Annotated in this window: 14 protein-coding genes and 1 riboswitch; of the genes, 9 read left to right on the forward strand and 5 right to left on the reverse strand. The window is 56.9% G+C overall.

Translation table 11 applies throughout. The features are described 5' to 3' along the window. Window positions 1-169: 169 nt before the first annotated feature. Genes G505_RS0107680 through G505_RS0107700 form a run of 5 tightly spaced genes read left to right on the forward strand, consistent with a single transcriptional unit; the run spans window position 170 to window position 6662 of the window. Complete coding sequence (locus G505_RS0107680; RefSeq protein WP_028109038.1) at window positions 170-1423, forward strand: lipopolysaccharide biosynthesis protein; 1254 nt, start codon at window positions 170-172, stop codon at window positions 1421-1423. After that, window positions 1413-2729, forward strand: coding sequence for an O-antigen ligase family protein (locus G505_RS0107685; protein ID WP_084643906.1), 1317 nt, complete (start codon window positions 1413-1415; stop codon window positions 2727-2729). The genes G505_RS0107680 and G505_RS0107685 overlap by 11 nt, the downstream gene beginning before the upstream one ends. Then, window positions 2726-3628, forward strand: coding sequence for a glycosyltransferase family 2 protein (locus tag G505_RS20895; protein WP_051215979.1), 903 nt, complete (start codon window positions 2726-2728; stop codon window positions 3626-3628). The genes G505_RS0107685 and G505_RS20895 overlap by 4 nt, the downstream gene beginning before the upstream one ends. A gap of 8 nt (window positions 3629-3636) precedes the next feature. After that, window positions 3637-5466, forward strand: a complete 1830-nt coding sequence (locus G505_RS20900) for a WecB/TagA/CpsF family glycosyltransferase (RefSeq protein WP_051215980.1) — start codon at window positions 3637-3639, stop codon at window positions 5464-5466. Further along, window positions 5463-6662 (forward strand): glycosyltransferase, encoded by a 1200-nt coding sequence (locus G505_RS0107700; protein WP_157509111.1) that lies wholly within the window; start codon window positions 5463-5465, stop codon window positions 6660-6662. The genes G505_RS20900 and G505_RS0107700 overlap by 4 nt, the downstream gene beginning before the upstream one ends. 33 nt (window positions 6663-6695) lie before the next feature. Here the strand turns inward: G505_RS0107700 and G505_RS0107705 are convergent, their stop codons facing one another. After that, entirely contained in the window at window positions 6696-8255 is a 1560-nt protein-coding gene (locus G505_RS0107705) for an HAD family hydrolase (protein WP_157509112.1), read from the reverse strand. A 399-nt stretch (window positions 8256-8654) separates the two neighbouring features. Next, window positions 8655-8739: riboswitch (cyclic di-GMP riboswitch) on the forward strand. 451 nt (window positions 8740-9190) lie between these two features. Between G505_RS0107705 and G505_RS23335 the strand changes: the two genes are divergently transcribed. From G505_RS23335 to G505_RS0107730, 4 genes are all read left to right on the forward strand, one after another. After that, window positions 9191-12895 carry a hypothetical protein gene (locus G505_RS23335; protein WP_028109042.1) on the forward strand — a complete coding sequence of 1235 codons (3705 nt, stop codon included), beginning with the start codon at window positions 9191-9193 and terminating at the stop codon, window positions 12893-12895. Between the two features lie 96 nt (window positions 12896-12991). After that, window positions 12992-13837, forward strand: coding sequence for a M90 family metallopeptidase (locus tag G505_RS0107720; protein WP_028109043.1), 846 nt, complete (start codon window positions 12992-12994; stop codon window positions 13835-13837). 165 nt (window positions 13838-14002) lie between these two features. Continuing rightward, a complete protein-coding gene (locus G505_RS0107725) occupies window positions 14003-15334 on the forward strand; it encodes an FMN-binding protein (protein WP_028109044.1) in 1332 nt (443 codons plus the stop codon). Window positions 15335-15391: 57 nt separating this feature from the next. Further along, the gene (locus G505_RS0107730; protein ID WP_084643908.1) at window positions 15392-16540 is read left to right on the forward strand and encodes an FAD:protein FMN transferase; all 1149 of its coding nucleotides are present in this window, start codon (window positions 15392-15394) and stop codon (window positions 16538-16540) included. Between the two features lie 822 nt (window positions 16541-17362). On the opposite strand, the gene G505_RS0107740 is transcribed toward G505_RS0107730, so the two are convergent. The 4 genes from G505_RS0107740 to G505_RS0107755 all read right to left on the reverse strand — a co-directional run bounded on the left by G505_RS0107740 (window position 17363) and on the right by G505_RS0107755 (window position 20398). After that, entirely contained in the window at window positions 17363-17860 is a 498-nt protein-coding gene (locus G505_RS0107740) for a hypothetical protein (protein ID WP_028109047.1), read from the reverse strand. A gap of 42 nt (window positions 17861-17902) precedes the next feature. Beyond that, window positions 17903-18388 carry a hypothetical protein gene (locus tag G505_RS0107745; RefSeq protein ID WP_051215981.1) on the reverse strand — a complete coding sequence of 162 codons (486 nt, stop codon included), beginning with the start codon at window positions 18386-18388 and terminating at the stop codon, window positions 17903-17905. 426 nt (window positions 18389-18814) lie between these two features. Then, entirely contained in the window at window positions 18815-19162 is a 348-nt protein-coding gene (locus G505_RS0107750) for an antibiotic biosynthesis monooxygenase family protein (RefSeq protein ID WP_028109049.1), read from the reverse strand. A gap of 204 nt (window positions 19163-19366) precedes the next feature. Next, complete coding sequence (locus tag G505_RS0107755) at window positions 19367-20398, reverse strand: porin (protein ID WP_035385173.1); 1032 nt, start codon at window positions 20396-20398, stop codon at window positions 19367-19369. Window positions 20399-20648 lie beyond the last annotated feature (250 nt).

The raw sequence follows: 20648 nt of genomic DNA on the forward strand, positions 1-20648 counted from the left end.
CGCCACCGCATTCCGGCGCCATCGTTCCATGGGCTAAAGGATAGCAGTGGATCCCGAGGCCGCCCGGCAAGTGGCAGAAAGAGCGCAGGAAATTGATTCTGGGTCTAAGCTGAAAATCAGACGCTTGTACAGGTTTATAAGACAGGGTGGCAATGCAACTGGAGGCTGGGTGAAATCCAAGGTAATGGTGTCGGCCATCGACCAGGGCCTGTTGAGCGCTTTCAACTTTGGACTCAACCTGGCTTTGATTAAGTTTTGGACGCCGGCTTTGTTCGGGGTCTACTCCATCCTGTTTACCCTGAGTTTTGTGTTCATCAGCTTGCAAAATGCCCTGATCAACACCCCCTATTCAGTACTGATACCCGCCAGGGATGACCCAGACCCTCTGCGCCGAACCCTCTCCTGGGGCAACGTATTCTTCCTTATCGCACTGGCATTGGGGTGCACCCTACTGCAGATGGTACCTGGACTGGCTCAGCCTTATGCCTCGTCCGCTTTGGTGACTCTGTTCTTTGTTATCCGGCTTTTGCGGGAGTACTTTCGTTGCCGCTGGTCTGCGGAGCTGGAGCTGATGCCGGTCCTCTGGGCCGATCTGGCGTTTGTGATGCTCTTTGCCCTGGGGGCAGGCCTGCTCTGGTGGCAGTTGGGCTGGGCCGATGTGTCCCTCGACCAGCTGCTGTGGCTACTCTGCATCAGCCAGCTGCTGAGCCTGGGGTACATGCTCGTCAAGGAGGTGCCCCTGCTGCAGCCCATGCACTGGCGGCAACTGGCTTCGCACTATGCTCCGGTCTGGCAGCAGTCACGCTGGTCTCTGGTGGGCGTGACCACCACGGAGATCCAAAACCGGGGCTACATCTTCGTGGTGGGCCTGCTGTTTGGCTCCACCATGGTAGGCTTTATCCAGGCCGGCCGGGTGTTCTTTGGCCCGCTGAATATCATCACCTCGGCCTGGACCCGGGTCGCCAAGCCGACCCTGGCCCGCCTGAATGCCGAGGGGAAGCAGGAGAGCTTTCAGAAACTGGTTCGCCAGGGGCTCATCGGTTTCCTGCTGTTTAACCTGCTGTTCAGTCTCGCCCTGTTTCTGTTCTGGCCATTGCTGGACGCCCACCTTTTTTCCGACGACTACCGGAATGTCGGCTGGGTCACCCTTCAATGGGCCGTCGTCACCCTGTTGTTCCACCTGCGCGCCACAGGCAGTGCCGCCATTCAGGCCCAGAACCGCTTCAAACCCCTGGCCAAGGCAACGCTATGGGGCGCCTTTTTCGCCCTCGCCTCCCTGGCATTGATTGGGCTTACCGGAGGAGGCGCCTGGGTGGTGGTCTCGGTGATCATTGGAGAGGCGGTGGCCTTTGGCTATGTGCTGAAGCTGCTGCAACATCCGACACGGGAGGCCATCGCCCAAGGAGTCACCAATGATAACTAGAGGGTTGATAAGCTGGTTTGTGGGCAGAGACAGTCGCGAATTCACCCAAAACAACCTCCTGGCGGTTCTGATTATCGCCCTGGTCACAGCCCTCTCCTTTGACGTGCTCACGCCACAACTGACCGCCGCAGTGGAACTGGAGGACCTGGAGGTGGGGGCTCATTCCGCCAGCACCTCAACGGGAAACCGGTTCAATCAACTGTTCTGGATAGGCCTGATGGGGATCTCCGTGTACGTCATCGCCCGCCAGCCAAAGCGCTTCCAGCAGATGCTGTTGTCTCAATGGCCCCTGGTGATCATCGCGGCCCTGGCGATGTTCAGCGTACTCTGGGCACTGGCTCCCGGGATCGCCTTTCGCCGCACCGTGCTGCTGATCTTTGTGATGACCAGCATCTTTGTCGGGGTCTGCTACCTGCGCAGCCCCTACCTGCTGCCCCTTGTCATCTACCGCACCGGCACCCTGGCACTGGGCCTGAACCTGATCGCCGTCGGCCTGGGCAGCTTTGATATTGAGGGCTATTTCTACGGCATTCACGGTCATAAAAATGTGATGGGCGCGGTGGCACTCAAGGCCCTGTTCATCGGCATTGCGGTGCGCTTTTTCAACAAGGCGAGCATCAGCCGATTCCACAACAACCTCTATCTGCTCCTCTGGTTTGGGCTGCTGCTGCTGTCCGTGTCCAAGACCTCCATCGGCCTGTTTTTCCTGGTGCCGGGCATGGTGTTCGGCGCCCAATCTCTGGCTCGCACTTTCAAACTCAACCTGGGATTGCTGATGCTGGTGCTGAGCACCCTGAGTGTGTTGACCGTGTTTGTGCTGCTGGCGTGGAACGACTGGCACATCAAGCAGTTCCTGGCTCTGTTTATGTCTGATACCGGATTCACCGGGCGGGACTATATCTGGGCCTTTCTGCTGGAGCAGATCGACAAGCGCTGGCTGCTGGGCCACGGCTATGGTTCATTCTGGGGCATAGGGCTGAGTTCGCCCAACATCGTCCATGGGCGAGGCTTCCTCACCCTGCTCAATCAGGGGCACAACGGCTACCTGGATCTGGTCGCCAAACTGGGCATCGTTGGCCTGTCGGTCTATCTGCTGGTTATCGTTCAGTTTGCCCGCCAATCCGGAGCCATCAGAGATCAACATCCCGGGCTCTTCATCCTCTGCTGGATCCTACTACTATTAACCCTGCTGCATAACATCACCGAAAGCAGTCTGCTAAGGGGAAGCCACTCCCTCTGGGTGATACAACTTTTGATGCTGGCTCTTGTGGCCCGGCTCTATATGGACAAGGAGAGAATTCGATGACAGAGACCATCAGTGTCTGCTTGTGCACCTACAAACGCCCGCAGCTACTGGAAACGCTAAGCAGTCTTCAGGAGCAGAAACTGCCTCCGGGTGTGGCCATGGAGATCTCTGTCGCCGACAACGATGCCGCAGGCTCCGGCAAGGCCGTGGTGGATGCCTTTCGACGGAGCACCGCCTTTCGGGTCCATTATGAAATTCAGCCGGAAAAAAACATCTGCTGTGCCCGAAACACCACGGTGAAAAACGCCAGGGGCGACTGGCTGGCCTTCATCGATGACGATGAGATTGCCGAACCCAACTGGCTGGCCTCCCTGCTGCAATGTGCCCGCCACCACGAAGCCGACGTGGTGCTGGGTGCCGTCCACATCGATTATCCTCCGCAGACGCCCAAGTGGATTCTCGACGGCGATTTCTTCCGAAAGTACACCCCGCCCACGGGGACAGAGATGAGCGTCGGATCCACCTGCAATGCCCTGGTCAGCCGCAAGGTGCTGCCGCACCCTGACACGCCTTTTGACCCTCGTTTCGGCATCACCGGCGGAGGCGATACCGAGTTTTTCAACCGCATGCACCGACGCGGTGCCCGCATCGTCAGCTGCCGGGAGGCTCTGGTGTCCGAAACCGTCGAAGAAAACCGACTCAACAAGGACTACCTGATGCGGAAGGCGACGCGCATCGGTGAAACTTACGCGGTGATCTTCTTCTCTGCCCTGCCCCTTCCCGCCAGAGTCTGGCACTGCAGTCGAGCCGCTGTTCAAGCCGGTGTGGCGGGAGCCCTGGCACTGGTCTGCGGCCCTTTGAGCAACAAACGCAGCTTTCGCTACCTGATGAAGATGCGCTCCAATTGGGGCAAGGTGCGATTCTTTTTTAATACCCCTCCGGTTCAGATCTACAAGTAGGAGCCAGGATGCGCATACTCCACGTTGTCCGTCAGTTCGCCCCCGCCATCGGGGGGCTGGAGAACTTCGTCAAGTGCCTGGTCACAGAGCAGCGCCGTCAGGGCCTGGACGCCCGGGTACTCACAGTCAACCGGGTGTTTCACCGAAGCGATGAGATACTGCCGGATCAGGAGCTGGTCGAAGGGATCCCCGTTATCCGAATTCCCTACAGAGGCAGCTACAAATACCCCATCGCCCCTTCCGTGTTAAAACACCTGGCCAGCTTTGACCTGATTCATGTGCACGGAGTGGATTTCTTTGCCGACTACCTGGCACTGACCCGACGCCGTCACAAGAAACCGATGTTTCTCTCCACCCATGGCGGCTTCTTTCACACCCACTTTGCCCGTTCGTTGAAGCAGTTCTACTTTCACACCATTACCCGTCGCACCTTGACCGCCTATAGCCGGATTTTTGCCTGCAGCATCAATGATGCCCAGCTGTTTCAACCCCTGACCCCGGACAGGCTGGAGCTGGTGGAAAATGGCGTAGAGATTGGTAAATTCTCCGACCTGGGGAGCCAAGTGCAGACCCCTCACCTGTTGTGCCTGGGACGATTTTCCGACAATAAGCGCATAGACAAGCTGCTTTTCACTATGGAGAAGCTGCGCCAGCTCCAGCCTGGAGCCAAGCTTCGAATCCTTGGGCGAGACTGGGACAACAATCTGACGCGGCTGACCCAACTGAGATCGCAACTGTCTCTGGAGAATTGCGTCTCCATAGAAACGGATCTCTCCGATGAGCAGATCCGCCAACGGGTCGGTGACTCCAGCTTTATCGTCAGCGCCTCGGAGTACGAAGGTTTTGGCCTGACCCTGGTGGAGGGGATGTCAGCGGGGCTCATTCCCCTGGCCTCCCCCATTCCAAGCTTTCGCCGCATCATCGACAGAGCCCAGGTCGGGCGAGTGGTGGACTTCGACGACCCCGGCGAAGCCGCATTGGCCATCCACCACGCTATGCAGGGCTGCCAGGAGAGCTACGCCAGCCAACGCTCCCAGGCGATACAGAGTGCCGAACGCTACGCCTGGCCCGGAGTCACTCGGCAATTCATTCGCGCCTACCGGCTGGAACTGGAATCACCCAGGGTGATTCAGGGTGTCCGCCTGGATGCGCGCTGCGGCGAGGAGGTGATTCATCTGCTGGATGACGCCGTCGAGCACAGAACGCCTCTGAAAATGGCCTACGCCAATGCCCATACCATCAACCTGGCCAGGCGAGATCCCGAGTATCAATCGGTGCTGAACCGCTTTCTGGTGGTCAACGACGGCGTCGGCGTGGACATCGCCAGTCGCTGGAAATATGGTCGCGGATTCAATGAGAACCTCAACGGCACCGATTTCACTCCAAGATACCTGGCACAGAGCCGCCAGCAGTTGAAGGTGTTCCTGCTGGGCGCCGATGAGGAGAGTGTCTCTCGATGCTTCACCATCTGGCGTAACCGCTACCCCAATCACCAGTGGGTGGGGTATCACCATGGCTTTGCCCCGGAAGAGGCGCAAACCGGGATTTGCGACACCATCAGGCAGAGCGGGGCCAATCTGGTGATTGTGGCCATGGGCAACCCCAGGCAGGAGCATTGGATTGAGCGTTACCTCCCACACACAGGGGCCTCGGTGGCCATCGGCGTCGGTGCCCTGTTTGATTTCACCGCTGGCAAAGTACACAGGGCGCCGGACTGGGTGAGGACGATGAGAGCGGAATGGGTTTACCGGCTGCTGCAGGAGCCCGGGCGCATGTGGCGACGCTATCTGCTGGGTAACCTGAGTTTCCTGTTCAACGCCTGGGGGGATCAATCGTGACTGGCACACCCACTCCCCGGATGGGAGGGCGACGCAAGAGGGTGCTTCACCTGGCGGTGGAATACCCCTCACTGAACCGGGACACCAACACACCGGCAGTGAGGCACTTCATTCGCGCCAACCCGGAAGTGGACTACCGGGTCTTTGCTCTGAGGCGCACCGCCAATCCTTTCGCCATTAATGCACTGGAGGGGGATGATCAGGGAGACCAGCACGTCACCTCAATGAGATACTGGGGCCTGCCCTACGGCCTGCTGCTGTTCATCAGCATGACCCTGGTAGCCTGGCGCATACACCGAATGTTACGCCGGGAGGGACTCAGCTTTGACCTGATCCACGCCCACAAATTTGCCTTCGAGGGCATTGCCGGCTGGTGGCTGGCCCGCTGGCTGAAGGCTCCCCTGGCGCTTTCGGTACGAGGGGAGGCGGAAGCGAAAATCCTCAAATATAAGCCCCACTATGATCTGTTCTTCAAACGGCAACTGAAAGACGCCTCGCGGATCTACTATGTCTCCGCCTGGTTCAAGCCCCTGCTCAACGCACGATTTGATCTTCCACCGGAGAAGCAGAAACTCCTGCCCAACTTTGTCGCCGAGCGTCACTGGAATACCACACCGGACTTTCAGGCCGATCGGCTTGTCTCTATTATGGATCTCAACGTACTCAGGAAGAAGGGGCTCGCCCGTCTGGTTAGGGTGGTGGCCCAATTGGCACCGAAATACCCTGACTTGACGTTGGAGATCATTGGCGGGGGCACGGATCAGGCTGTCGAGGACGCCAGACAACTGATCGACGCTGCCGGCATGGGCGACAGGGTCATCCTCAAGGGAGAGATGGACAACACCAGCCTGCTCTCTGCCCTGCCACAGTATGGCGGCATGGTACTGCCCAGCATCGATGAAACCTTCGGCATGGTGTACGTCGAAGCGCTGCTCAGTGGCGTCCCCATTCTGCATTCCGAAGAGACCGGCATTGACGGCTTTCTTGACGATGTTCCAGCACGGGTGGTGGCCAATCCCTACAGCGACGACTCGGTGGCCGATGCCATGGAGCAGTTACTTTTGAACCAGCGGGATTACCGCGACTGGCTGCTGGCTCACCAGGAGTTGCTGGCCGAGAAGTTCAGCAGGAAGCAACATATCGACGGCTACAACCGGGACTTTCAACTGGTGCCGTCAAACAAAGCGACCACCTGACAAGAGCTGCTGCCGATGGGGCCTGCGCCGCCATCAGACCCTCTTGTCCTCCTCGACGCCAGGGGGCAACACGCCAGGGTCTCCCCTCTCTGCGGGCTTCAGCGGTGCCATGGCCGCCCTGAACCCCCACACATCCTTGACGGCACGAACTGCAACGTAGAGCAGGATGACCAGGGTATGCCACTGGGTTAATTGCTCCCAGGTTGTCGCACCGGCTGCCCAGCAGATCAACAGAACCATAAACAGCATCAAGGCATTGAACAGATGCAGTGGCATCCCTTTGCGCTCCCCACCAAATCGGTAGGTTACATAGGGTATCCACTTGGACAGGCCGTGGCTAAAGCAGAAAAGTGCTCCGACAAGGGAGGAGCTGAACACAGCAAAGTACCCTGCGATTCTCGCCAATTGCAGCAGAAGCATCGGCACCGCGCGCCCTCTTTCCTTGATGCGGTTAAACCAGTAGAAGGTGACTCTCACCGCCAGGAGCAACAACATAAAACTGATCCAGACAGAAAGCGCCGCTTCTCCCCCCTGCAAACCTGTCGTCCGGGGAACCCAGCTCAAGTCTCGCGCCAGCCAGGAAGCTGGGAACGCCAGCGCCATGGCGCAGCACCAGGCAAACCAGGGACGAAAGGCACAACCCAGCCGAAGAAACGCCTCGCTGACCTTGGGCTTGGCCTCGTAGAGCAACCCCAGCCTGTCATTCTCGGCATAGCCAATCTCATAGGCACTGAAGTAGGACAGCAGGAACAGAAACAGGCTGGCACAGGTGAGCAGAGGTTCCGGGCTGGCGAGCCCGAACACCAGAACCAGGGTCAGGTAGTCATGCCCGATAACGGCTCGGGTAAAGTAACTCTCCGTGGGACGCTTCACCTTCTTGGTGTAGACGAAGGGCAGCATGGGATCGATGCCAGCCCGAACGGAGCGGCTCTCAGGCCATCGGCACAACAGCCCCTTCGAGCTGGACTCGAGCAGATCTCTATCTAACATGCTGTCGGTGACACTCCAGGCGCGGCCCACCTCCTCCTCGCCGAGAGACTGTCTGATGAACTGCGCTTTTCCCAGCTGACGGAAAAAGACGGCATTGTCCAGAGTTGAGCTGGCCAGCAAGGGCCAGGGAACCCTCGCCGCTTCCAGCAAAGGCATCAGGATGAATTCAAATCCGTAGCTCACCAGATAGATAGGGCCACAGTGTTGCAGCAGCGGCTCCATGAGCCTGTGGTTAATCAACTCCGGTCCCAATTGCCTGACGCGTCTGGCCCACAATTTTCTGGACCAGGGAAACAGGATAAGCAGCGCTTTGACTCGATACAGGTCGCGATAGTGGCGGTGCTCGGCCCCATTGAACCAACGCCAGGGCTGAAGCAAGTCCATCAACTGCAGCAGCAGGGCCACCAGCAAAGAGGGCTGCACCGACGCAATAAACTGCTCAGTGGAGTTACTGAGCCACAGAGTATCGTCTACGTCCACAAACAGAGGCGTCCCATCCGGGCAGCCCCTCAGACTGTCAATTAGCTCACCGGGCTGCACCAGAAAAGGGTTAGTGTCATTCCGTTGCTCACATTCGCTGACTGGCACTGTTGTCTCGTCCACGAAGTCAACTCTCTGTTTCCATTAACTGCTCTAAGTTTAGGCAGGCTATTCGGGTCCCTCCACCTCCCCGGAAAAAACCCCCTCCAGGGGCAGCGTCTGGTCACACCATCTTCACAAACGAGATTCAGCCCTCAAACAATCACCGCCTAAAATAAATTTCCCCTACTGACAAAGAACCTTTTGCGCATAGTAAATAACAAAAATTTTACCACTCATGGAAGTTGCTGTTTTAAGGTCAGATAAACACCACATTGCTCCATTTTTGTCCCAAACATCCATACATTAGGTTGTTTTACGATCACCGTTTAGGCATTCTATCCTCGCCTACGGGCACAAGGGTCGTCTGCAACGCATAAGGAATGTTATAACCATGTTGCCGACGACAGATGTAACCACGACAGCAGACAAAGGCAAACTTAGCGAAAGCTGAGGACGCAATATTTCCGGTCTAAAGACTTCGGTCCATGATAGCGGGATTACCTCATGTCGATGGTGTACTGTGGACACACAACTCCTTGTTAAAATGGAGGTTGTGTCTTGTTGTCGCAGTCCCTCACTGACATTGCCATTTTGTCTGCCCAGCTAAATTGAGGCTTGTCATTATGGCTCGGCAGTTTATTTGGGGGAAACCACTGGGGCAAGGTGGTGCGCTATCGCATGCCCTTGTTTTTGTTTTCTTTCTCTCTATTTTTTTTCCTACGACCGTAAACGCTTCCAACGCCGTTCATTTCAACGGCAGCGACGCCTATTCCGAGATCGATGCCTGGCAACCCAGCGGCCCCTACAAGGTTGTCGCCTGGCTGGCCGAGCTGCATCCAACGTCCAGTAACAGGACGATCCTTCTAAGTTCTTCCTCAACGACCGATTTCCTGTCGTTTACCCACAGCAGCGTTCAGGGTAAGTGGGGCAGCAACTACCCGGGGGTGTGGAACAAGTTGGATTTTGCCACCTCTCGCTACCTGGAGATCCAGGTGGACTTTGGCAAGATGACCGCGTCCGACGGCAACAACACCAGAACGGTCCGCCACAAGAGCATCCAGCCTACTGCGACCGCATTTGACTGGCTCTATCGCCGTGGTTACAGCGATTTCTCCCAAGGGGCGATTCAGGGCCTGGCCCTGATCGATCTGGGCAATGCCGCCAACTCCCGAGCCTTCGCCTTCCATCAAGGCAAAGGCCTGGTCGAGGTAGGAGGCAGCGCGTCCTTTGACCCGCTGGTGAACATTGATAACAGCGACTGGCGCACCGGCCCTCACACCATCAGCAACCCCGCCCCTGACCATTTTGACGATGGTCAATGGAATGCCGCGTTTGGCAACGGCCCCGAAGAGCCCACTGATCCGGTAGAGCCTACCGATCCCGTTGAGCCTACTGACCCAGTCGAGCCTACCGACCCAGTCGAGCCTACTGACCCAGTAGAGCCTACTGACCCAGTCGAGCCGGCGCCCTCCGGTGAGTCCGCCGCAGCACGCTTTAACGGTGACAACGCCTACGGCGAGATTGCCACCTGGCAGCCCACGGGTAAGTTCCGCGTGATCGCCTACCTGAACGAACTCGACCCCGTTGCCGACCAGCGCACCGTCCTGCTCAGTGACTCCAAATCCAAAGAGTTCATTGGCCTGAACCACGGCAGCGTTCAGGGCCAGTGGAACGGCCAATACCCCGGTATCTGGAACAAGTTCAGCTTCGACGCCACCAAGTATCTGGATCTGACCGTCGATTTTGGCAAACTGACCGCAACAGATGGTCAGGTAACCCACAGCATCAACAGCAGTGCCATCGACCCTACCAGCGTCAGCTACAACTGGTTGATGCGCCGCGGCAGCAAAGATTTCTCCTTAGCTGGCGTACAGGCGATCATCCTGATGGACTTGGTGAACCCGGAAAACTCACGCGCCTATGGCTTTGAGAATGGCCAGGGCCTGGCAGAGGTCGGCGGCACCAGCGGTGTAAACACCCTCTCTGGCGTACAGACCAGTGACTACACCGTTGGCACCCATCAGGTGATCAACCCCGACAGCAGCGTGTTCAGCGACGCCGAGTGGCAAGCCGTGTTTGGCGGTTCTGACACCACTGACCCGGTTGAACCCACGGATCCCGTAGAACCAACTGATCCGGTTGAACCCACGGATCCTGTTGAGCCGACTGACCCAGTTGAGCCCACCGATCCCGTTGAGCCCACGCCTCCCTCCACCTCAGGTCAGGCGGTGCGCTTCGATGGCGTCAACAACTTTGGTGAAATTGCTTCCTGGCAGCCCAAAGGGAAGTTCCGGGTTGTCGCCTGGCTGGCCGAGCTGGACAGCGACAGCGGTGCGCGCACCTATCTGCTGAGCAACTCCAATACCTCCGAGTTTATTGGCTTCACCCACAGAGATATCCAGGTAAAGTACGGCAGTGACTTCCCCGGAATCTGGGGCAACTTCGACTTCGCCGGTCAGCGCTACATCGATGTGACCATCGACCACGGCAAGCTGACCGCCAGCGACGGTGTCACCACCGCCTCTGCCAGCAGCACCGCCTTTGATCCGACCGCCGTCTCCTTCGACTGGCTCTTCCGCCGCAACGGCACCTACTCCAAGGGCGCCCTGCAAGCCATCAGCCTGATCGATTACGCCGATCCTGCCAACTCACGCACCTATGCCTTCGATGCCGAGCAGGGCATGGTGGAGCTGGGCGGCAACAACGGTACTGTGCACAACACCAGCAGCTCTGATTACTTCCAGGGCCCGCTGAAGGTAACCAACCCCGAACCGACTCACTTCGACCAGGCTCAGTGGAGTGCTTTCTACCCTGAGAACGGCGGAACCGACCCGGTTGAGCCCACGGATCCGGTGGAGCCTACCGATCCTGTGGAACCGACGGACCCCGTCGAGCCGACCGATCCGGTTGAACCCACAGATCCCGTGGAACCTACCGATCCTGTGGATCCACCGGTCACCAACCCGGATGCCGGCCTGCTGCTGCCCGCCGACGCCAAGGCGGTACAGTTCAGCGGCAACGGTGCCTACCTGGATCTGCATACCTGGCAGCCCGGCGGTGAGTACCGCGTAGTAGGATGGCTGAGCCAGCTGGACAGCAACGCCGACGCCAAGAGCTATCTGGTGAGCGGCAACGGCAACTACCTGGCGTTCAGCCATCACAGCGTGGAAGCCAAGTTCGGTGGCTCTGTGGTTCGCATCGACAACCGCTTCGCCTTTGGTCAGACCCGTTACGTAGAGATTCACGTCAAATCCGGTCAGCTGACCGCGTCTGACGGCCAGACCACGGTCTCCACCAACAACGGTGCTGTGTCCACCAACGCCAGCTATGATGCCGCTTTCCGCAACGGCAGCAGCTACAGCAAGGGCGCCCTGCAGTCTCTGGCACTGATCGACTACAGCAACGACGACAACGTTCGCGGCTATACCTTCAATGCCAGCCAGGGCGTAATTGAAACCAAGAGCAACAGCACCGACGCCAGCTACCTGGCCAACGTGGGCTCCGGTGACTTCCTGACCATCAGCCAGAACGTAGTGGCTCCACGCCCTCTGCTGGCCACTCAGGCGGAGTGGGATGCTCAGTTCAACAAGGTGTACGGCAACGGCCGTCCCCTGCTGAACACCACCAATGGCAACGACCAGAAGAAGTTTGCCTGGGAGGGCCATTATTGGCTGCGCTCCTATCTGACCATGGCCAAGACCTTCAACGACGACAAGTACCTGGACTACGCCGTTGAGCTGATTGACCACATGTTCAACTACACCGACGAGAAGCGAGTTGCCCGTGGCGAGTTGAACCTGGGAAGCCAGCCCTATAACCTGGCGCCCAAGTACTACCTCAACAACCCAGGCAAGGCCGCGCCCGGCTGGCGTCGCCCCTACAACGGCTGGCGTATTGAGGTCCTGAGTGATGGCCAGATCCTCAACGGCATCACCCGGATTGCGGACTACATCAAGTCCGAGAACAAGACCCAGTACACCGCCAAAGCGGACCAGTACCTGGCGGAAGCGGCGCGGATCATCCGCAGCCACGACTCCTCCTACAGCACCACCAAAAACGGTGCGATTCAGGGGTCCTACTTCTACGTGAACTACAAGAACAGCGACTATGGCGACTCGGGGCTGTTCTCCAACCCCATGCCCTACAACCACGACATGACCATGGGCATCGCCATGATCTACGTAAACAAGTGGCTGTCCGGCGGCGAGCCAGTGATGGAGCAGCGGGTACGGGATATCCTCGGCTTCTTCACCGATCACATGCGCTACAACAGTGACGGCACCTGCACCTGGGATTACGCCTTCAACAGCAGCGGTGACAACAAGCTGGAAGACGTAAACCACGCCCACCTGGACGTTGGCTTCATGGTGACCGCCTACAACGAGGGCTATGCCTCCGACGACAGCGACATCAAGTGTCTGACCAAGACCCTGACCGACAAGGTGTTCATGGCGCCTGGCATGCTGCATTACGACGTCGCCGGCGGCGGCATCAGCGGCCGTTGGGATCAGATTGCCACAGGGTACGACTGGTCAGAACTGGCGCCCTGGGATGCCCGTGTTACCGAGATCAACAAGCATGTGCTGCGTCAGTATGGTCAGGTCACCTGGTACCGCCCGTACCTGGCCTGGGCTCAGGTGCTGCACTGGCAGAACCAGTAACATCCCCCAACAGCAAGGCGGCCTTCGGGCCGCCTTTTTTTTGCTGTCGCTTTCGCCCCCATTCCCTTACCTGGATTCTGCCGCTAAGCTATCGCCATGTTTGATTTTTTCTCCAACTGGCGACGACGGAGGCTGCTGGCCCGTTTCGACCATGAGCGCCGGGCCCGCTGGCAGCAGAATCTGGACGCCCTGGCCATTCTCGATGGTCTCAGTCCAGGCGAGCAGACCCGGCTGATGGAGCTGGGCTGGTGCTTCCTCCACGACAAGCGCTTCACCCCGGTGATGGGGGCCAACCTCACCGATGATCACTGCATCGACATCGCCCTGATGGCCGCCCTGCCCGTGCTCAACCTTGGGCTGGACGCCTACGGGGTGTTCCACGAGCTGCTGATCTACCCCGAAGAGTTTGTCAGCGACCGCCACTACCTGGACGACAACGGCGTCGAACACCAGAGCATGGAGGAGTTGTCGGGCGAGGCGTGGGAACAGGGGCCGGTGATCCTGTCCCTGTCTGAGCTGGGTCACAGCAGGCAATGGAGCGGGTTTAATCTGGTGATCCACGAGCTGGCCCATAAGCTGGATATGGCCAACGGCGGCATCGCCGACGGCTTGCCGGCTCTGCCTGCGGCCCTGCAAAACCCATGGCTGGAGGCGTTCCCCAATGCCTTTATCAGCCAATACCGTCAGGCCGAGCTGGCCCAGTCCCTGCCCGAGGGATCGGCCCAGGCAAACCTGGCCTGGGACCGTTTGTGGATAGACCCTTACGGCGCCGAAAACGAAGCGGAATTTTTCGCCGTCTGCCTGGAGGCCTTTTTCACCGATCCCATCGCCCTGAACCTGGCCTATCCGCCGATCTACCAGCTGCTCAGCCGGTTCCTGGGGCAACACCCCATAGAGCGGGCGCCCCAATGGCAGCCCCTGCCCCATCTCTGCCAGAACTGATTTACGACCAAACTCCAGGCCACTCAACCCAGTGTGAAACCGATCACCCTTCTTCCCGCGCTACGGAAAACCACTATATTGCCCCTCACGGCGTTTAATTAGTCTGCTAGTCAAAGGTCAACTCCGACCCGCATCAACGAGATACAAACGAGTTAGGAGCCATCGATGGCAGCACAGAACAAGACACGCCGCTACGCACTACCCGCCGCAACCCTGGTTGCCCTGGCCATAACCGGTTGCGCCAGCCAGGCGCCTCAGGGCAAATACGTAGACGGCACCCACGAGGTTTCCGGTAAGGGCAAGAAGAGCAACATCACCCTGCAGGTGCAGGTTGAACAGGGCAAGATCCAGCAGATCACCACCCAGTCCCACAAGGAAACCGAGTCGCTCTACCTCAACGCCGAACGACTGTTCCCCAAGATTGTCAGCAATAACGGCCATGAAGGCATCGATGCCGTCTCCGGCTCCACCTTCTCCTCCAACGGCATCCTGCAGGCGATCAACAGCCTGCCTCGGACCGATGGCTCCACCCCCGAGTATCAGCCCGTGGGATCCTCCGAGGGTAAGGGCGACGAGTTCAAGCTGAAGTGGTCCATTCAACCCAAGCTGGGCCTGCTCAAGGGCGACTACTACTACGAGGAAGCCCGCTTCCGTCAGGGCCACATGGGCAGCATGATCATCGTGCTGGACAGCAACGACAACAGTGACGTGATCCTGGCGGAATTCAACGAGAGCGGCCGCCCCAACTACTACACCCGCCTCTATCAGGATGTGCCTAAACGGATGTCCGAGTACAACTTCTCCATGGGCAAGAAAAAGGGCACCGCCTGGGTGCAATCTGCCCTGACCATGGAAAAGCTGATGGTGGAGAAGGACAAACTGACCTTTGAACCCAACCCGGATTACGATCCCAAGCTGGCCAACAAACTGACACAACCCAACCGCCTCAAGTACCAGGGTCTGGACATCGTGGCGGGCGCCTCCAACTCCATCCAGCAGTCGATGGTGCCCCTGACCGCCAAGATCCATGATCGCATCCAGGGCCCGGGTACCCAGCTGAAGATGTACCAGAACGCTGAGCGCTTCACCGATGCCAAGGGCCGCTGGACCGGCGTCACCTCGCTGCTGCGCTTCGTGGTGGATACCGACAGCAAAGAGATTGTCGACGTGTACTACGACGAGATCTTCGCCGACTCCAAGCAGGAGATCCGTGACGCCTCGCTGAAGAAGCACTACCGCCAGTCCAAGTACGACTCGGTGCACTACGTCGAGCCCGCCCGCATCGGTTTCAACGTGATGTTCGACGCCCTGAATGAGCATGTGAAAAACGGTGGCTCCATCTTCGACATCAACGACCTGCCCGCCACCGGCGATACCGGCAGCTACGCCCAGACCGGCTTCACCAAGCGTTCCGCCTCCTGGGATACCTACCTGAAGCAGGCCGAGCTGCTCTACAAGGAGATGCGTGCCGACCAGGTGGTGCGTGCCCACAATTAATCCCCTTGCCGAAGCCCTCCCCGGGCTTCGGCCCTCCTTTCCCCAGAGAGGGCCTCCATGTATTCGCCTATCGACCGCCTCACCCAGCTGTTCATCTTCGCTCACCTGCTGCTGGCCCCTTTTGCCTGGGCCGACGCGCCGAACACCGCCCAAGACAAGGGGTTTTGCCAGCAACATGGACTGATTCAGTCCGAGTCCAATCGCAGTGTGCTCTACACCCTGGATTACTTCGGCACTTCCATCAGCATCGAGGTCATGGATGATGGCGGTGAAGACGCCGGGACGGCCCTGTGTCAGTCACTGAAACTGATCGAGCACTACCATCAGCTGGCTTCGGACTACGACACCTATCCGGGCCTGGTGAACATCAAGTCCATCAATCTGGCTCCCACAAACACTCATCAGGTCGACCCCGAGCTGTACGACCTGATTCAGACCGGTATCAAATGGCACCGGCTGTCCGAGGGCTACTTCAACATCGCCATCGGCCCGGTGGTGCAGTTGTGGCGCCAACACCGCTTTCGCTGCACCACCGGCGCCACCAATGAAAGGGAGTGCAGCCTGCCCACCGATGCCGAACTGCGCGCCGCCGCCGAACATACCCACATCGACAACATCCGTCTGGACCCTGCCAACCACAGCATCACCATGACCGAAGGGATGAGCCTGGATCTCGGCGGCATCGCCAAGGGCTGGATGGTGGAGAAGGTGTTGGACCACCTCAAGGCACAGGGGATGCGTTCGGTGGTGATCAACGCCGGCGGCAACATCCGCCATTACGGGCGTCATCCCGAAGGTCGCCCCTTTGTCACCGCTATCGAGGACCCGGTGTGTCGCAAACACAACTTTGAGCTGCCGGGCTGTGACCAGGTAGACAGGCGCTACACCGAGGTGGTGAGTGGAGAAAACCTCACCGTGGTCACCAGCGGCAACTACCTCAAATACTTCGAAGTGGGCGACAAGGAGTACCACCACATCATCGATCCCACCACCCTCTACCCAAAACAGGGCGGCGTCGCCACCTCGGTGGTGCTGTCAGGCAACCACATCTACGCCGATGTGCTCTCCACCACCCTGTTTCTGATGCCTCTGGACCGGGCGAGAGCCCTGGCTGAAAAACTCAGCTACCTGGAGGGCGTCTGGGTACTGGATGAAACTGGCAAACGCGAATACAGCTCAGGCTTTGAGCGTTACGCCCCGCGCTAAACCGACCACTGCCCGTGTCTTCGATGCTCAATCTGGGGAGCGTATTTAACGCATTAAAGGGCTTCGGTGACGAGGCCAGATAAATAGAATTTGTCCTGGCGATAAAAACAATTTCGTTTGGTTTTGCCCCCTGAGAGACGAGAATGTGAGTGCAACGACTCACCTTTGAGAGACTCATGAAACAACTACCAAGCGAATGGCTTGAGCCCTCGGGCAAAAAGCACCGCCGACACAGGTGGGACGACGAGGAGCAGCCCCCACACTCGCGCAAAGAGCGACATCATCGTCGAGCCAGACAACGCAAACCCTCGGAACATCATGATGAGATAGGTTATTAAAAGTCCCGTGGCCGCAGCCGATGCGGCCACGGTTTGGAAACAAAGGGGTTACACCTGAAGGATCCAGTTGGACTACCGGGCATGGTCAATTTCACTGGACCACTGCAGCGGATGTGATGAAGGTCATCGATAAGCAGATAAATGAGGCAATCTCTTGTGGAATAACCACCTTGATCAAGACTCAAGTCATGAAGATAGATTAGAGAATCCGAGCTAACCAATTTGCCTAACATATAAAGCTTTGGTTGAAATCTAAGAGCCTGCGGGGTTCTACAACATAACTGCGTCAAAATACGGGCACAAAAACAGGTATGAACAGGACGTTGAAGTTAAATCATGTGTACAACATGTAAACACAGCATGACGTAAGGTTAGTCAAGTTATAAAGGACACTTAGAGGCTGTTTTAGCGTGCAGACTAAAGGGGGAGGAATAAAGTTTATTCCCCCCCTTGTTCTTATACTGATGCTGTAGAATTAATTCAACTATTGAATCAAAACAGGTGCGTAACCAACTGCTTGATAACCCATAGAGGAGATAAAGGTATTACCCACCACTGCAATTTCGGGAAGAATTGTTGCATTATCAACCTCGAACAGTGACGTGGCAACTGAACAGGCTTCTAGGCGAACATTAGGTAGTGCAGCCATAGTCTTGATCAATGCTTTGGTGGTGTCATTGGCGTTATCGTCGATTAAGGTGACCGATAGGCCACGAAAGGCGATAACAAACATGGGTTCAACGCCTTGGTCTTTCAATCCATTGCTGGTTTCCAAGATAACATCGAAGTAAAGCGCTAATTTGTCGGCGTCAGCTATGTTGACATCAAAAAACAGCTTGCCAGTGGTTTCTCCGGCCAGAGCGACCTGGTCATTTGGTTCTGCTGGGGACAGGGTTGAGTCGGAGTCGCTGCCGCAGCCGGCGGTCAGCAGTACCGTGCCGAACAGGCAGGCAAGCAGGGTACATTTTGATATGTTTTTCATAGTAATTTCCTTTACAGCTTTAAGGTGCATGAACGGCGGCGGTTACATAATGGTAACTGTCGCGTACCCCTTAGTGCTGCTACCAAATCCAGCGGCGGAAATAAATGTGTTACCAACCACGTTGATGTCAGCAAGGATGTCAGCATTATCGACGCCAAACAGTCTCGTGGCGACGGCACAGGCTTCAAATCTTACGCCATTCAGTCCTGCCAAGGTTACGATCTGTGTTTCCAGCGCAGCATCAGAAGCAGTATAAGTAACAAAAGAAACCGCCTTGCCGCGGAAGGCAATTACAAAATCTGGAGTAACACCTTGTGCTTCGAGGCCGTCGTAGGTTTCTTTGATGACACTCAGGTATAATGGGAGGCTTTCTGGAGCGCTGAGATTGATATCAAACAGGATTTTACCTTCGGTCAAATCACCGAGGGCAACGCTGTCATTTGGAACTGCGAAAGCTGCTGTTGTCAGGCAGGTGAAAGCCAAGCTGATAGCAATTAGCATGGTTTTCAGGTTGATACGTTTTTTCATGATTTTTCCTTTTCGGGGAGTAGTAAAGTTAAACCCAATGAACAAAACGAAATTATTATATGAGCAACAGCTAATACAGCCAAATCTCATAAAAGCGTGAGCATCCTCTCCAATAATAAAATTCAGACATTAGAAGTGTGACGCACGTTAAATCATGGTGAGTGCATAAATAACTATGACACCCAAGACTGTTAGAGTCATCGATGAATATATAACATTATATTAAAAAAACTTTTTTTGTTCGGAATCGCTTATATAGCACCCGACTCCATAAACACCATTCAGCATTACAATGATCGCAATGTGGCGCTGCCAGACAAAAAAGCCCCGCCACAGGAGTCGGCGAGGATCTTCAGGGGTGAAACGGCGGAGGGTGGTTCATCATCCTCGGCTCTGCCATGGAGCTTGTACAAAGCTCAATTCGACCTACTTTGAATAGCGCTTCATCATCATCGTTGTTTCATCAATATGATTGACAAAGTCACTGGCGGCTTTTGCCTGCATAAAAGAGTTCATTGATGCATCGGCGTCTTGTTCAGACTCCCATCGAACCAATACCAGCCATTCTCTGTCTGTACCAACAGCCGACTCCCTCGAAATGAACCCGGGTTGCTTGGATACGTGCTCGATCTCTACGGCTTTATCGATTGGCGCGAAGTCCTGATAACTTATCCCCGGCTTCAGCTTGAAGGTCACAACTTCAATAACTTCAGCATGGGAAAAGGCCGGTAAGATCAGGGCCAAAGAGTAAACAATTTTCTTTAGATATTTCATGGTTGAGCCTCATAAACCGTCATTTGAGTTAGCTCGCCACTACAATGTGGGGCCAGCTCTTTACAAGCATAGGCTCACCAAAATATTGATAAACGCCCTCTCCGTTTAGAAATTATCAACGTTACATTTCTAATATCATGTAACCATAAAAAAGCCCCCGCCGCAGGAGTCGGCGAGGGCCTTCAGGGGTGAAACTGTAGGGACTTAGAAGTCGTAACGCAGGCCGACGCTGGTGATGGTGTCGTCGAACTCGCTGTACTCATCCACGCTGAACTGACCCAGTTCGGTGTGCAGTCTCAGCTGCTTGGTGAAGCGGTACTCCGCTCCCACGGCCCACTGGCTGACGGTGGGCACCACGTCGGCCTGGGCGCCCAGCTTGCCGTAGATGCGGCCGGCGATCTTGCCGGTGCCGGAGTCATCCTCACCATACTGGGCTTTCAGTTTCCAGCCACCCATCTGATAGGTGGTGCTGACGATGTAGCCGAAACCATCGCGGTCACCGTAACCGGCGGCGTTGGGGTTCGCCAGCTCGGACTGCTGCATGATGGTACCGAAGGTCCAGTCGTTCATCTTGTAGTGGGCCACCACACGGGTCGCTTCGATGTCCTCGATGCCGTCGCTGTAGGCGGCGGCAAGGTAAAGGTTACCGTGCTTAAACTTCTTGTCGCCGTAGGTCAGCGCCAGCTGGTAGTTGCCGTTGTCTTTACGGGGATCGTCGTCGCTGTAGTAGTCATCTTCCAGCAGGTAGCTCAGGCCAAACTGCAGACCGCTGAACTTGGCGGTACGGTACTCCAGGGAGTCGCCGTGGCGCTTGTCACCGGCAAACAGACGGTCGTGCTTCAGGCTGTAGTTGTCGAAAGCGTCGGCGAAGCCCTTGGACATCTTGAACACCGGGTCGATGCGGCCAAACGCCAGAGACCCTAAGGTGCTGTGCTTCAACCCGGCGTAGGTAGGACGGGAGGAGACGGTCTTGCCATCCTGGTCATCACCATTGACGCCCAGCTCAATCCGATAGAAGAAGGCCAGAGCATCATTGATGGGCACGTCACCGCGAATCCCCACACGAGTGAAGTTGTTCTCCAGGATGGTGCCGGACTTGCCATCGTGGGTGGCGGAACCGGAATCACTGTTGGTCACCGAGTAGTCGATACGACCGTAAAACTGCATCTCGCTCGCCTGAACGCCAACGCTGGCCAGACCGGCCAACATACCTAATACAACGGGGGTTAGTTTCATCACTCTTCCTCAGCGGGCCGCCAGGCCCGGGCTTGGGTCATTTAATTATCTGTTTGCAATTTGACTGTAAAAAACGGCTTCCTGGCGTCCCTACCTGGTGCGGCCACCCTCCCAGTGTTCGAATCTGGAAGCGGCGCCCTGGGCCTGTTAACAGTTCAACAAAGCCCCCCCGGAGTCGATATAGTGGTTTTCCGTATGTCGCCCGTTTAGGTGAGCCAACTCACACTCCCCCCCGCTGGCTGCAACTACA

Source organism: Ferrimonas futtsuensis DSM 18154 (genome assembly GCF_000422645.1).
Classification (GTDB): Bacteria; Pseudomonadota; Gammaproteobacteria; order Enterobacterales; family Shewanellaceae; genus Ferrimonas; species Ferrimonas futtsuensis.